Annotated in this window: 9 protein-coding genes; 4 read left to right on the top strand and 5 right to left on the bottom strand. The window is 42.2% G+C overall.

Annotation, left to right across the window (positions count from 1 at the left end; genetic code table 11):
* The first annotated feature begins 23 nt into the window (after positions 1–23).
* Positions 24–986 carry a putative 2-dehydropantoate 2-reductase gene (locus HCG48_RS06670; protein WP_168568454.1) on the top strand — a complete coding sequence of 321 codons (963 nt, stop codon included), beginning with the start codon at positions 24–26 and terminating at the stop codon, positions 984–986.
* A 99-nt stretch (positions 987–1,085) separates the two neighbouring features.
* A complete protein-coding gene (locus HCG48_RS06675) occupies positions 1,086–2,108 on the top strand; it encodes an acyltransferase family protein (RefSeq protein ID WP_168568455.1) in 1,023 nt (340 codons plus the stop codon).
* Positions 2,109–2,299: 191 nt separating this feature from the next.
* Here the strand turns inward: HCG48_RS06675 and HCG48_RS06680 are convergent, their stop codons facing one another.
* The gene (locus HCG48_RS06680) at positions 2,300–3,145 is read right to left on the bottom strand and encodes a prohibitin family protein (protein ID WP_168568456.1); all 846 of its coding nucleotides are present in this window, start codon (positions 3,143–3,145) and stop codon (positions 2,300–2,302) included.
* Between the two features lie 178 nt (positions 3,146–3,323).
* On the opposite strand from HCG48_RS06680, the gene HCG48_RS06685 reads away from it, so the two are divergent.
* Positions 3,324–5,636, top strand: coding sequence for a spermidine synthase (locus tag HCG48_RS06685; protein WP_168568457.1), 2,313 nt, complete (start codon positions 3,324–3,326; stop codon positions 5,634–5,636).
* A 125-nt stretch (positions 5,637–5,761) separates the two neighbouring features.
* Positions 5,762–7,255 carry a CIA30 family protein gene (locus tag HCG48_RS06690; protein WP_168568458.1) on the top strand — a complete coding sequence of 498 codons (1,494 nt, stop codon included), beginning with the start codon at positions 5,762–5,764 and terminating at the stop codon, positions 7,253–7,255.
* Positions 7,256–7,334: 79 nt separating this feature from the next.
* Here HCG48_RS06690 and HCG48_RS06695 read toward each other — a convergent pair whose 3' ends face one another.
* From HCG48_RS06695 to HCG48_RS06710, 4 genes are all read right to left on the bottom strand, one after another.
* Positions 7,335–8,297 (bottom strand): glycosyltransferase family 2 protein, encoded by a 963-nt coding sequence (locus tag HCG48_RS06695; RefSeq protein WP_168568459.1) that lies wholly within the window; start codon positions 8,295–8,297, stop codon positions 7,335–7,337.
* A gap of 62 nt (positions 8,298–8,359) precedes the next feature.
* Positions 8,360–10,429 (bottom strand): AAA family ATPase, encoded by a 2,070-nt coding sequence (locus tag HCG48_RS06700; protein WP_168568460.1) that lies wholly within the window; start codon positions 10,427–10,429, stop codon positions 8,360–8,362.
* Positions 10,426–10,599 carry a hypothetical protein gene (locus tag HCG48_RS06705; protein ID WP_168567313.1) on the bottom strand — a complete coding sequence of 58 codons (174 nt, stop codon included), beginning with the start codon at positions 10,597–10,599 and terminating at the stop codon, positions 10,426–10,428. Before HCG48_RS06705 ends, HCG48_RS06700 begins: the two co-directional genes overlap by 4 nt.
* A gap of 97 nt (positions 10,600–10,696) precedes the next feature.
* A complete protein-coding gene (locus tag HCG48_RS06710) occupies positions 10,697–15,616 on the bottom strand; it encodes a CHAT domain-containing protein (protein ID WP_168568461.1) in 4,920 nt (1,639 codons plus the stop codon).
* Between the last annotated feature and the right edge of the window lie 166 nt (positions 15,617–15,782).

Below are 15,782 nucleotides of genomic sequence, written 5' to 3' on the forward strand. Positions count from 1 at the left end.
TAAAATCTCCAATCTCCAATCTCATGACACCAACGACTACACCAACTCGACTACAACGCCGTTACGCCGTGATTGGAACCGGGGCGATCGGTGGTTTTTATGGTGCTAAATTACAACAAGCTGGGTTTGACGTTCATTTTCTGCTCAATCGCGATTATCAATGGGTGCGCGATCGCGGCTTAGTGGTTGAATCGGTCAATGGCGATTTCACCTTACCCGAAGTAAACGCCTATCAACAGCCCCAAAAAATGCCAAAATGCGATGTTGTTATTGTTGCTTTAAAAACGACGGCCAATCATTTATTACCGGAATTATTACCGCCTGTTGTTAAAGAAAATGGGGTCGTTGTACTGCTTCAAAATGGGTTGGGGGCAGAAGAAGAAGTCGCGCAAATTGTCGGCAGCGATCGCGTGATGGGGGGTTTATGTTTTATTTGTTCTAATAAGATCGGCCCGGGACATATTCGCCATTCGGATTATGGCGCGATCGAATTGGGAGATTATGACGAAAGTTACCGTGCGCGCGGGATTACGGATAGAATGCAGGCGATCGCCGGAGATTTCGATCGGGCGGGAATTACGATCCTAGATTCCGAAGATTTGCTCGCATCTCGTTGGAAAAAATTAGTTTGGAATATTCCTTTTAATGGGTTGTCGGTGATTCTCGATGCTAAAACTGATGCACTGATCGCCGATCGCGCGACCCGATCTTTAGCCGAAGATTTAATGCAAGAAGTCGTCAACGGGGCGGCAGCTCACGATCGCGCGATCGCCCCCGAATTCGTACAAGAAATGCTCGATAAAACAGTAAAAATGAAGCCCTATTTAACGAGCATGAAATTAGATTACGATCGCCGACAACCGTTAGAAATTGAGGCGATTTTTGGGAATCCCCTCAAAAAAGCGGCTAAAGTTGGGGTAAGATTACCCAAAATTGAAACTCTTTACCAACAACTTGTATTTCTCGACCGTCGCAATCGTCGTTAAAGTCTATTTTTGACGGAGAAATCATTAATATTTGTACTCCCTCGCGATCGCGATGTTACCCTAACAACAAAGGGAGACGGGCGATCGGTGGGGGACGTCATGTTTAAGCGAATCCAATGGATTGATATTTGGAAAGGAATCGGGATTGCGACGGTAGTGGTCGGTCATGTGGTCGATCCCGATAGTTTAACTCACGATTATATTTTTTGGTTCCACATGCCCCTATTCTTCTTTATAAGCGGGCATTTATACCGACAGCAATACTATTTTAAAAATTACTTCAGGCGCAAATTTCGTCATTTAATTATTCCTTATATTTCCTTTTTATTTCTCTTCAGCATTCCAGAATATTTTGTCTATTTTTTGCAATTTGTTCGCGATCCGAGTCTTTCACTGATTTGGGATACATTAATTGTGACCCTTCGTAAAATTTACGGCGGGCGATCGCTCAGTCTCTGGTTTGATGTCTTTTGGTTTATTACTTGTTTGTTTTTTACTCAGCAAATTTATAACTTACTTTATCTAAAATACAAGCGAAGAAAGCAATTTTTATTTTTAATCATATTGGGCTGTTACGGATTGGCTTTATTCGACTCTTATTTTTTAGAAAATTGGCGATTTCCCTGGAATCTTAATGTAGTGGCGATCGCCTTATCGTTTTATGCTTTAGGTCATTTCACCTCTCGATTGACAGCCAATAAATACTTTTTTTTGGTCGCGGCGGCGATCGTGGCGATCGTGGCAATTTTCGCCGATCGCTCTTTAGGATGGAATTTGGATTTTGATATGAAATACAAAGATTATGGTATTCCTCTATTGAGTTGGACGATCGCGATCGCGGGAATTACGATGACCTATAACCTGGTGAAGGCGATCGATTCGACGACCTATTTGGGGGTTGTCTTTGCCGAATTAGGTAAAGCCTCGATGGCGATTATGTATTTACACCAACCGATCCAGTTTACACTATTAAAATACTCTATTTTTCAAAATCCGCTATGGCGATCTCTGGTGACTTTAATCTTTTCTTATTTGATCTATCGCTTACTGGCGCGATCGTTGTTATTGCGAAAACTATTTTTAGGCAACCACCACAAAACTTACCGCTTGAATGCGTTGTGATTAAATCTCTCTAATAGATGGATCGCCTGTAGGGACACGGCACTGCCGTGTCCTTACCCTTTATTGACTCCAAACTTTATAAAATCTATAAAATCGGGACACGGGTCAGCCGTGTCCCGATCTATTCAATAAAATCCATTTAAAAGCCTTAAAAGCCAAGCATTCTCAACTTAACTCAACTTTCAATTAGCTTATTTAGCCTCTTGAAAACGCTGTAAGTTGAACAAGAAAGGAACGCTACTAGATTCGCCCCCCATGACCAAAACATTGGGCATTTGAGCGCCACCTTCGCGCCAAGCTTCGATCGCCTCTTTTTGTAAAACTAGTTGACCCCCTTGCGCTTTGAGGGTTTCTGCTAACAAGCGTTGTGCTTCCGCCTTCCCTTGAGCGCGATTAATTTCTGCTTGGGCTTCTTGTTCCGCTTCCCGAGCAATGTAAACCGCTCGTTGAGCGCGCTGTTCGGCAATTTGTTTGTCTTCAACTGCCTTAGCAAACTCTGTGGAAAAATTCAGATCGATGACGCTAGTATCGAGAATAATTACCCCATATTTTTCTAGACGAGAACTCAAAGCTATATCAAAATCGCTCTTTAATTCACTGCGTTTAGTAATCGATTCTTCCGCAGTGCGGATGGCTGCGGCAATTTTGAATGCTTCTTGAGTTTGAGGGGAAATAATTTTAGAAACCAAATTTTCTAAGGTTCCTTGAGTTCGGCGAATTTCCACCACTCGTGTCGGGTCGAGACGAAAGTTAATGGCAAATCGTGCCTTCAAATCTTGCAAATCTCGGGTCGCACTTTGAGCGGGAACCTCATATTTCTGAACGGTTACGTCATAAATATCGACTTTTGACACTAGCGGGGGTTTAATGTGAATGCCTTCGAGTAATGCGCCATCACGAGCTTTTCCGAGAATACTGATGACTCCCGCTTCCCCGGGATTGATAATCACAAAAGAACTCGAAAGAACTAAAATTAACAGTGCGAGTAAGACGCCCCCGAGGATCGCTTGCCAACTTTGCCCGTACTGATTTTTCAAGGCTCAATCTCCTTTTTGTGTTCGTTAACTGACATTGATAATTCTAGGGTAGCAATTTCACCCGCCATGAGTCACGGATCGGCGATCGTTACCAAAAATTTTTATTATTTTATGGGTATTTTGTCAATAGAGGTTAATTTCATCTAAAATTTAGAGATTCAATGTAAAAAGCTCTAATATGTTAATCGTCTTCTCTTTCACTTTATTTTTAAGTGCTTTACTGCTATTTTGCATTCAGTTTGCGATCGCCAAAAGCATTTTACCCCTATTAGGGGGATCTCCTAGTGTTTGGAATACCACACAGTTCTTTTTTCAGACTTTGCTCTTATTCGGTTATGGGTATAGTTATTTAATCAGTCGATGGCTGAGCGTTCGCCGTCAGGCGATCGCCCATACTATTATCCTTATTATACCTCTTTTTTTGCTGCCAATTGCAATCGATCGTCAGTGGATTCCTCCATCAGAAACCAACCCAATTCCCAGTTTGTTAGGGTTACTATTTACCTCGGTAGGATTGCCCTTTTTTGTCGTTTCAACCACTGCACCTTTACTGCAAAAATGGTTTTCATGTTGCGATCGCCCGGATAGCGAAGACCCTTATTTTCTCTATGCTGCTAGTAACTGCGGCAGCGTCTTGGGCTTACTCGGTTATCCCACGATCCTCGAACCCAATTTAACTTTAAATTCTCAATATTATTGGTGGGCGATCGGTTATGGTGTTTTAATAGCTTTAATTATTATTTGTGGTTTTTATTTAATTTACAAAGAAAGAAATAGTAGCGATCGAAACGATTCCCAAATACAACTTGACAATTCAGAAACGCCGCCGAGTGCAATCCAACAGGCTCGATGGGTCATTTTAGCCTTTATTCCTTCCAGTCTACTGTTAGGAGTCACGACTTACTTAACAACTGACTTGGCTGCTATTCCTCTATTGTGGGCTATTCCTTTAACTCTTTACTTGACTTCTTTTATTCTAACATTTTCGCGACGTTTAAAACTTCCCCACTTTACTTTAATAGCTGTACTTCCCCTATTTTTAAGCATTCAAATCATTTTAGATCTAGCCCAGTTTATGCGACCGCTTTGGCTAACCGTTCCCTTACATTTAACGGGATTTTTTGTTGCAGCTTGCGTCTTTCATGGTGAGTTAGTTCGCGATCGCCCATCCCCCCAATATTTAACTACATTTTATCTCTGGATTTCCGTTGGTGGCGTACTTGGTGGCTGGTTTAACGCGATCGCCGCCCCCTTAATTTTTCCAACGGTTCTAGAATATCCGTTAATCTTGTTATTAGCTATCTTAATCCTGCGATCGCCCGATGGTAAAAAGACATCGAACGAAGAAGATATTCAGAATACAATAACTAATTATCATGACTTAGAACAGTTATTGACTCAACGACGCGATCGCCGCCAACAACAAGCTAAGCTTCGTTATCAAAACTGGTGCTTTAACTTAAACAATACTCGAAGAATTAGTTTGAGTTTGTTGTTTGGAGCCTCGATCGTTTGTTTTAGTTTTGCTGAATTTCAGGAAAACTTAACGGGTTATATTCTATTTTCGTCTGTGCTTTTAATTGGCTTCAAAGTATTTAAATTGTCGAAAAATACTTTAATATTAGGATTAATTTTTACGTTCCTTATCGGTCAATTTTATATTGCCAGTTTGGGGGGGATCGTTGCCAGCGATCGCAGCTTCTTCGGGATTAATCGAGTCGTTTACGATCGCGAAGAAAATTATCGCAGTTTGTTACATGGAACGACATTACACGGCAAACAAAGTTTAGATCCCAAACGGGAAAGAGAACCCTTAACTTATTTTTATCCCACGGGCGCGATCGGACAAATGTTCGAGATGCTCAACCGAGGCGATCGCCTGTCTGACGTCGCCGTTCTCGGATTAGGGATTGGAACTCTCGCCGCTTACGCTGAAGCAGGAGAAACATGGACATTTTACGAAATCGATCCAATCGTCGTTGAATTTGCTACTAATTCCGATTACTTTACTTTTTTAAAACAATCCGATGCTCCTTTTACTATTGTTTTAGGTGACGGTCGTTTGAATGTAGCTAAAGCCCCCGATCGTGCTTACGATTTATTAGTCATGGACGCCTTTAGTTCCGATTCAATCCCCGTACATCTCGTCACTCAAGAAGCGATCGATCTGTATTTTAGAAAATTGCGCGATCGCGGCATTTTAGCGATTAATATTTCTAATCGATTCATCAATTTAGCTCCCGTTCTCGGCGCGATCGCGCGGGAGTTAAATTTAGTCACGTTACAGCGTGTAGAAGGAGAGGTTTCAGAACTTGAAAAAGCCCGGGGAAAATCTCCCTCAAATTGGGTATTGTTAGCGCGCGATCGCCACGACTTCGGTGAATTAGTTGGCGATGCGAACTGGGAGGCGATCTCGCTCAAAAAAGATGCCCCAGTCTGGACGGATAACTTTTCTAATTTATTGAATGTGTTGCGAATCTTTCACGAATAAATCTGTATATTGACTCTACTTAAGCCATCAAAACCCCATCGAGGCGATCGCGCCACCCCCTGCATGTTTTAGCGAGATTCGTAATAATAAGAAGGAGAAGCTAACACAGACAGGAGGATGTAACCGTGGCAGATCGACAGCGTCAAAAGTGGGATGCAGGACGATTTTTTAAAACCCTCGCCTATTTTCGGGTCATTCCCTTTTCCGGTTTTTTTGAATGTATCGCCAACCTCTTCGGTCGCTCGTCTAAATCGAGTGCGATCGCGCCCACTCAACCCGGTATCGTTCTCGTCGTAGGAGCGACCGGAGGCGTCGGTAAGCGTGTCGTGAGAAAATTACAAGAACGTGGCTATCCAGTGCGAGCGCTCGTGCGAAACTTAGACCGGGGACGGCAAATTTTAGGCGATCGCGTCGAAATGGTCGAAGGCGACCTCTTATTACCCGAAACCTTGAGCGATCGTCTGATGCACGATGTCAGCACCGTCATTTGTTGTAGCGGAACCAAAGTGCAACCCAAAGAAGGCGATACTCCCAACCGTGAAAAATACTATCAAGGCATCAAATTTTATATGCCTGAAGTCATTGATGTTCCCGAACTTGTCGAATATAAAGGCATTCGTCATCTCGTCGATGCAACGCGCCGCCAACTGAATCAGTGGGGAAATTCGAGTAATAAAATGCTATTTGATTTTCGCAAAGTTACTCAAGATCTCAAAGAAACTTGGGGGGTTTTAGACGATATTGTGATGGGTGGCGTCAGTGAAAGTAACGTCCGAATCGTCGAAAATACAGCCTTATTTACCGGAAATGTTTCGACCTCTAATTCCGGCGGGTTTGTCTCCATTCGTACCCGAAATTTCGATCCACCTTTAGATTTATCGGCTTATCAAGGGATCGATCTACGAGTGAAAGGAGATGGAAAACGCTATAAATTTATCCTGCGAAATGAAAGCCAATGGGATAGCCGTTCTTACTGCTACTCTTTCGATACAGTCAGCAATATTTGGTTTACGGTTCGTATTCCTTTTTCCGATTTAATTCCCGTGTTTCGGGCTAAAACAGTTAATAATGCACCACCGTTCGATCCAAAAACAATTTACTCGATCCAATTAATGCTGAGTAAATTTGAATATGACGGCGAACTCAATCCCAAATTTGAACCGGGATTTTTTCAGCTACAAGTCGAATCGATTTCCGCCTATGGCGCTCAAGAAAAACCGCAGTTCGTTCACGTTAGTTCTGCAGGGGTGACCCGTCCCGGTCGTCCCGATTTGAATTTAGAAGAAGAACCGCCTGCAGTGCGGATGAACGACCAACTCGGCGGTATTTTAACGTGGAAGTTACGTGGTGAAGATGTCATTCGCGCCAGTGGAATTCCTTACACGATCGTGCGTCCTTGTGCGCTAACTGAAGAACCGGGCGGGAAAGATTTAATCTTCGATCGCGGCGACAATATAAAAGGAAAAGTCTCGCGAGAAGATATTGCCGAACTCTGCGTGCAAGCATTAGAAAATCCGCAAGCTGTCGATCTAACCTTTGAAGTCAAGGAAGGAATGGAGAAACGACCGGAAAAATACGATCTTTCTCAATTAGAGCGCGATCGGATTGCAATAATTTAATTCTCTTTTTGAGAGTTTTTAAACTCCTTACGGTCTGAAAGGCGGGCAACAGGCTCGCCTTTTTTCACGATTTTAACACTTATTCAAAAGGTCTATCTAACCATTCAATCTTTTGTGCTTTTTCTAATAATTGACTTTCTCGTTGTCCGGATACTCTAGCGGACAAACAAAATAAACCAATAGGAGTTTTTAAAAAATCGATCGCCGAACTCCGACGGGCGATCGCCTTTCCCGTAGCTATGGGTATCTCTTTAAGCAACCAGCGAGTGAGGCGATAAAGGTATTCGCGGCGATCGCTTTCTCGCATTAATTCAACGCCGTAGAGTTCGTGTAAGTAGCGGTTAGATTCGCCATAACGTCGCCACTGATTGCGTAAACCTTTTAAGGTCGAGCGATGACGATGTTTGACGATCGCTTCCGCAGAAAACTCAATTTCCCAATCCGTTTTTCGTAAAATTCGCCAGCAAATATCCGCATCTCCTCCCGTTGTTAAATAGGGACGAAATAAGCCTATTTCTTCAAAAATCGATCGCCGAATTGCCAGATTTGCAGTTTGTCCGTAAGCACAAAACGGGTGAGAAAGAGTGTGTTTTTGTGAAAGAGTTTCTTCGCGATCGGCATATTTTTCGAGTAAGCTTTTCCCCGGTAATGCTTTAATTTCTCCCGCCACAATACCGATATTTTTTTTCCAAAAAGGTTGAATTAAAGTAGACAACCAATGGGATTCTGGGCGACAGTCTGCATCGGTAAAGGCGATAATCTCTCCCCTGGCGGCGCGAATTCCAGCATTACGGGCGGCGTAAGAACTTTGAATGCGATTTTCGCTTAAATAATGAAGGGTAATCTTATTGCTTGGATCGGCGATCGCCGCTTTAATAATTTCTGCGCTGCGATCGCTACTATTGTTATCCACTATCCAATATTCAACGCGATCGCTCGGGTACGTTTGCGATCGCAAGCAGTCGATCGATTCTTCTAAATCTTCCTCGCCATTATAAACGGGAATTATGACGGAAACTTGAGGATTAGATGAAAAGTTCATTTTTAAAAACTTTAAAAAATAGAAAAGCATTAGAGCGATCGATCTAATTCTCAGACAATCCTCTAATTCTCAGACAATACTTCAATGATTTCCGTATACTCAAAATCATTAGGACTTTTACGAACTAAAGGATAACTTGCAGATTTTAGATGAATTTCATCTTCTTCACAATCCGCTTTTGGAGAATAATAAACCAGTATATATTCCTTACCGATACAATCCGACATTTCTCGCTCTACTTCTCCTCTCCACTGCGTTTTTGTGACTAAAACCACCAGTTGATTCGCTAATTTAGGAATACAGTTAGCGACCTGACGCCGATAAATTTCGTCCAAACTACCGAACGGCGAATCCATGACAATCGGAAACATACTGCTGTCGGGCCCCATCAGCATTCTATTTTTACTCCATTCCCGAACGCGATCGATGATTCCACCGATAAAAGATAAACTTAAAATTTGATTTTCCCCCGTAGATGCAGCAACGGGCAATTCAATTCCGGCGGTATTTTCAACTAAAGTTAATTCGTATTTTTCGCTCAATTTCGGTAAATAAGGAGTAAAAGAAATTTGACTGAAAAGTTCTTGCACTCGCCGTTCTAATTGTAAGCGAAATTGGCGATCGATGCGCGATCGCACTTCGCTCAAACGCCGCATTGCGTCGAGGGTAGCGGCGATACGACGTTGGGCGAGGGTTTGCTTTGTTTCGAGCATTTGATGTTTGGCAATGCGATCGCCTAAATGCTCGATTTCAGTTTTTAAGTTTTCTCGTTTTTGTTGGTTAATTCCTTGTTGTAAGGTCAATTCTCGAATCGAGGCTTCTGTTTCGTCGAGTCGTTGCTGTAATTTTTGAATATCTTCATTTGGAAAAGCACGCAGCTTTTTTTTCAAGTCGTCGAGTTGAGTTTCAATTCGCGAAATTTCCGTGCGATGTTGATTAATTTTTACTTGTTCGCGATCGACTTCTTCCCAAAATTGGGGAATTTGTTTTTCAATTTCTTCAACTTGAGCGCTCATGCGAATGGCACTTTCTTCTACTTCTGCAATTCCCGCTTTATCCATCCAAGCGCAAACCCGTTCGTGAGAGTCCGTTCCCGCTAAAAGTTCGGAACCGCAAATACAGCGTTCTCTGGCGAGTAATTGTTCGACAAACTGCCGCTTAATTCCGGTTGGTAATTCTCCCTTTTGACGCAAGTCCTCAACGAGGGTTTGAAATTTGGCGATCGCCTCATTCAGAAATACCATGTATCCCCGAGTTGCCACGGCATTTTTAAAATTATTTCTTGCCTGAATGAGTGCGTGTCTAGTTTCCCGTTCTCGCTTTTCTAGTTCCTGCCGTTTTTCTTGCCACTGTTTGCCATCATCGAGTTGACGCAGGCGATCGCCTAACGTCTTTTTTACCGTTTCTTGACTGTCTAACTCCTGACAAATGAGATCGTAGTCTTGCTTTAATCGTTCTCGTTCTTCACTGAGTTTTTCTTTATCTTTGAGTAACTTTTGAGTTTCGGGATCTCCAATATCTTTCAATTCTTGTTCTAAAGCATTGATACAAGCTTTTAAATGATCGATCGCTCGATTTAAAATTTTAATCCCGAGTAATTCCTTGGTGGCTTCGGCAATTTCTGACTTTTTATCCAAACGGACAATTTGCTCGATTCGCTCTCCATCAAAAAAGAAGTATTGATGCAAACTTCCCGGCAAAATTGCACCGATAATTTCTTCCGGTTGGCGATCGGGATAATGCCAGCGTCCGTCATCTCCAGCAATTTGTAAAAATACTTCCTTATCTGTTTGCTCGATCGCCCCAAACTCATCTTTATAGGCGCGAAAAGCACGACGGACGCGATACCTCTTGTTTTCGTGGTCGAAGTCTAAAGAAACCCAGCAATCAATTGCCTGACGCGGTTTGACTTCGGCGATCGCGCGCTTGTTTACCAATTGCTCGGGAGCTGCGAATGCGGCTGAAAACTTTTCGTAAAGTACCCAAGTAAAGGCATTTAGTAAGGTCGTTTTTCCCGATCCATTATTACCGTAAATAACCGTAGTATTTTTAGAACCATTTGCCAATTTTATTTCTGGCGTTTTACCGTAGAATTGACGGAAATTATTGAGTTCGATCGACCGCAATCTCATTGTACTTCTTCCTTAATAATATTTAAAATATCTTCATTAATGTAACGGGGGCTTTTTTGATATAGCTTTGCTCTTTCGGCTTCCAAAACTCGCTCGATAATTTGGCGAATTTCTGGCGGTGCGCTCGTAATCGGTTCTTGAATGTCTTCTGAATTTTCATCACGATCCATCAATTTTTACCCCAATTTCTCCATTACAGCCGCGCGATCGCGGGTTCACTTCTTTTCTTACTATAGCGCTTTTCTGTGTGAACGACCGACTCAGTTGTTAACGCCAATCCCCCTGCAATGTAAAAGCAGCCCAATAATAAGGCAACTTCCACTCGGTTTCCCGTTGCATTTCTAATTGAGCCGCTCTTAATGCTGCTGTTGGCGATAATTTTTCGAGAAACATCAAACGGTAAAATCGAGACATCATTTCTGCAGTAGCCACATCATCCACATTCCACAAACTGACGATAACCCGAGGCGCACCCGCATACATAAATCCGCGCGTTAAACCGACTAATCCCTCGCCGCGCACGGGTTTTCCCAACCCGGTCTGACAGGCGCTTAAAACGACTAAATCTGCCTGTAAATCTAAATTAAAAACATCATTTAACCGTAAGAAACCATTGCGAAAATCTCCTCGTTCGTCGAACATTGATAGCAAAATTCCCGAAAGATTGGGATTGACGTTATTCAGTAATCCGTGAGTGGCAAAATGGAGAATTTGATAGTCGCGTAATTGTGGGTCCATTGCTGCGGTACGATTGGCACCAAAATCAACTGCATAACTGCGTTGTGATGGCTCAACTAAGGTGAGAATTGCTTCAGCTTCCGTGCGCGTTCCCGGGAGTCTAGTCCAGCGTCCGATGTCCGCTTGTCGCGTCGCGCGATCTAGGGTGTATTGTTCCCAATTATTTCGATCGTTTTGCGCGATTAAACTGGGAGTTTCTAAACGGTTGTCATCAGAATTAAAGACCGGATCGGCAAAAATGGCGATCGTTTTGGGGGCAGGTTTTCGATCTTGAGTTTCTCGCCGCAAAATGGCTAAAGTTGATGCCGAAGGTAGATTAACTATTTCACGCTCGATCGCCAAAGGCAAATACTTGTTATTTCCCGAAGGATCGGGTAAAGAAATGGCTGAAAATGGAAGGTAATTTAAAATGCCATCGGCCACAATTGATAAGCGGCGATCGCCGAAGCGATCGGCGACTGGACTTAATAACATTTCATAAACGATTCCAGAAGCTTTAGCCAAAATTTTAGGATCGCTAAAGCTTTGAATTAAATATTTACGAAACGTTTCGACCGCTTCTTCGATTTCGGCTTTTGGTGGTAGTTGATAGCTCGTTATTCCTTCTCGACCGACAGCCCATAAAAAACTACGTTTTTCGCCGAGGAAATAGTACAGTAATAGAGTATCATCGTCGATCGCTTTTTCCTGAACTTCTGTTGTAGTTAGAGGTTGGGGTTGAGTTAAATCTGCATAACTTGGGCTAACCTTGCGAATTTCGGTTTGCAGTTCTTGATATTTTTGCAGCAAATATTGACGTTCCATTTCAATTGCTGCCGCTTGCTCCGAGGTATAGTCACTATTGTAAAGCGTAACCCGACGACGTTCGATCGCATCCAACTCTTCCTGTAACTGACGTTCGGCGATCGCCAATTCTGGATCGATGCCTTTATGAATGTCGATCTCGGCTTCTGCAAGTAAGTCTAAAAGACTGCGAGCTTTCGAGCGTTCGGCAATTTCAAAAGCTCGCATATTGTAACCTGTTGAGGGATTCCTTTCGTGTAGTTCCATTAACAGATCAATATAAAATTCATAATATTCCTGTTTGGATGCAAAAAAGTTTTGACGCTCTTCTGGAGAAACCCGAGTCATTCGTTGCTCTTCTATCAATTTTAAAGCCGTTTCAATCGAAGTTAAAGCCTCCTCAAAATTTCCGTTATTTCTCTCGATTTTGGCTATGCCAAACCAATTTTCTGCCTGATTTTCGGAGCTATGATTATTGTAAACCTGGAGAGACTTTTGGAACAACGCTAAAGCTCGACTTAAATCTCCCAATTGAGAATAAATTTGACCTAAATCAGTATATAAATAAAAACGAGAATGTTCGTTTAAATTTAATGCTCCATCGAAAACCTCTAAAGCTTTTTCTAATTCGCCCAATTCGGCATACAGCTTACCGATTTTTCTGAGATTAGAATGTAATTGTAAATTAGAATTACTTTGACGGGCAAGGCTGACCGATATTTGATAAAACTCTAAAGCGTTCTGTAAATCACCTAATTGTTGATAGACTGTAGCAATTTGAGTATAAAGATCGATTTTTATGCTATATTCTCCTTCAATCTCTTGATAAATTTCTAAAGAGCGATTGTAGACATCTAAGGCTTTTTCCCAATCTCCTAACTGCATGTAAACCGAGCCGAGATCGAATAAGGTCGTTCCCATGCGCTGACGATCGCCAATTTCACGAGAGAGGACGAGAATGCGCTCGAAAAACTCCAATGATTGCTGATAGTTTTTGAGATATAAATAAGTTTTACCAATCGTTCGTAAGGTATTGAGTTCGCCCTCAATAAACCCCGCTTTTTGGTAAACCTCTCGTGCTTCATTAAAAAATTCAAATGCTTTTTTAGCATCGCCGAGATCTGCATAATCTTCCCCAATGCGAATCAGACCGATCGCCGCGCGGTCAGTTCCCAGTTGCTCGTAAAATTGGCGATAGAAATTAAATGATTCTAGGGCTTTTTCAGGATTCCCAATACGGTAACATAATTGGCCGATTTCTCTAAAAACTTCTCGATCTTTTAACCGTTCTTCAGCTTCAAACTCTTGAGCGTAGTTTAAACTACGATCGCAAAAATCGACAGCTTTTTCAGGTTGTTTCAAATAAGCATAAATTTCCGCGATCGCCATTGAAATATCGAGAATTCGGCCTTCTTGGAAAGGGGCATCTAATTCTTCGATATAAATCGGTAACGCTCGATTGTAGGCGTCTAAAGCTTTTTCGAGATCCCCTAATGTCGTGTAAATTTTAGCAAGTTGATAAAAACTCCACGCCTCTCCCGGACGATCGCCATTTTCTTGAGAAACTTTATGGGATTGTGTAAATGCTTCAATGGCTCGCTCGGGTCGATTTAATTTATAGTAAAGTTCGCCAATCGTCCTCCATGTATTTGATTCGCTTTCAATGTCGTTTAATTGTTGATAAAGCGGAATTAGTTTTCGAGAAAATTCTAAAGCATTGGCGCGATCTTCCAATTCAAGATATTGTTCGATGATTTTTCTTAATGTGTTGGTTTGGGCTTCAAAATCTCCTGATTCTTCACCGATACTTGCAGCTTCTTTAAAAGTTAATAATGCTGTTTCGCGATCGCCTAACAGATAGTACGTTTTAGCGAGATCCATCAATGTCGAAATTTCTAATTCCGGATCGTCGAGATCTTCGTGAATTGCCGCAGCTTTTTGATAAAAAGATAAAGCTTTTTCTAGATCTCCCAAACTATCAATATAAAAATAGGCAATGGTTTCAAGAATTTCTAATTCTCGTTGACGATCGCCCAGTTTTTGATAAATGACGAGCGCACGATCGAGGGCTTCTAATCCTTTTTCTGGTTCCCTCAAACCATAAGTATAAAGAAAGGCGATCGACTCACTCCATAACTGAGCTTCTCCTTCGAGATCCCTCGTTTCTTGATAAAGGGCGATCGCTTCTTTTAATACAGCTTCAATTCTTTCCGGTCGATCTTGTTTTTTGTAGCGTTCGGCAATAGCGAGTAAAAAACTGGTTTCTGCTTCAAGATCGCCAACTCTTCGATAAATCGATCGCCCTTGGCTGTACGCCTCCGATTCGCGATCGCGCTGTCCGAGGCGATCGTAAATTCCAGCCGTTGCAAATAAAATTGTCGCCTGACGGTAATCAAATTCTAAAGCTTTTTCCGGGTCTGAAAGTTGCTTGTAAAGTTCGCTCGCTGCTGCCAAAGTAATTAATTGTTGACGATAAAACTCTAATGCCTGCGGCCAGTTTTGAAGTCGAGCATAAATCAAAGCGACGCGATCGCAAATTTCCGATTCGGACACGGAATCGCCGAGTTCTCGATAGATAGTTAAAGCGCGATCGTACAATTTTAATGCGGTTGATGCATCTCCTGAAAATTCATACCTTTCTGCTAGAGTTTGCAAAGTGAGAGCCACCCCTTGACGATCGCCGATTTCTGTAGCAAGGGTTAAGACGCGATCGTGGAAATTCAATGCTTTTTCTCGATCTTCCGACCACCATTGTTGAACGGCAAAGTTCAACAGTTTTATCTGATTTTTGACTGGGATAAATTGCTGAGAATATTGAGGATTACTGGGTTGATTTAGCGCTTCATAAATAGCGATCGCGCGGTCGAAATATTCCGAGCCACTTTGTGGCTTTTGATATTCAATCGAGAGATATAATTCAGCTAATTTTCCCAAAACTAATGCTTGTCCGGGGCGATCGCCAATTTCTTGATAAATTGCTAGAGTTCGATCGAGGAGTCTATCGGGGCGATCGTCATTCAAGTAAGACACTCCAGCCATACTCATTAAAACAGTGGCTTCCCCTTGACGTGCGGCTATGTTCTGATTTGGAGAACCTTCGTTAATTTCCTGGAAAATAGCGAGAGAACGGCGATAAAATTCTTGCGCTCGTTCTCGATCTTTTTCACTACTTTGTAATAAATTATTCCCGCGTTGCGAGTTGATGGCTAATTCGTGAGTAAAATCGAAGTACGATTCTCGATTCCATCGCGCTGCATTTTCTACGTGAATTCCGGCAATTTGAGCGAGAATTGAGGCTTCTGCGAGGCGATTTTCCAGTTCTCGATTGAGAGTTAATGCTTCGTTATAATATTGGCGAGCGGTGTTGATAGCGCCTAGCTCTCGATACATAAAAGCTAATTTTGTTAAAGTTAACGCTGCTTGGACGCGATCGCCGGAAGTTCGCGACTGTTTGAGTTGATTTTTCCACTCTTCAATCGCCGCTATTTTAGAGGGAATACTGGGGTATTGGGAAAGATCTATATCGAGATTTAAACTCGGGTTGATTGGATATAAAGCTAAAGTTTTCGATCCTGTATTTTGTAACTTATCCGTGTCAGAAATTGGCTGAGAAGACTGAGCTAAACTCGAACCGGATAAGAAGGTCAAACAAAACAATACAGTCAAACTTTTTTGCAAGAGTGGCGCGATCGAATTCATATTACCCTGAGTATGTAATTGAGTAAAATTACTCTGGCCGTTTTTGCTTTTATGAGCTAAACGGTGAGTCTAGAGGATTAATAGCGATCGAAAGAATAGCCATTTGAACGAAGTTTGTGGCTGTTTTCCCTCT

Source organism: Oxynema aestuarii AP17 (assembly GCF_012295525.1).
Lineage (GTDB): Bacteria > Cyanobacteriota > Cyanobacteriia > Cyanobacteriales > Laspinemataceae > Oxynema > Oxynema aestuarii.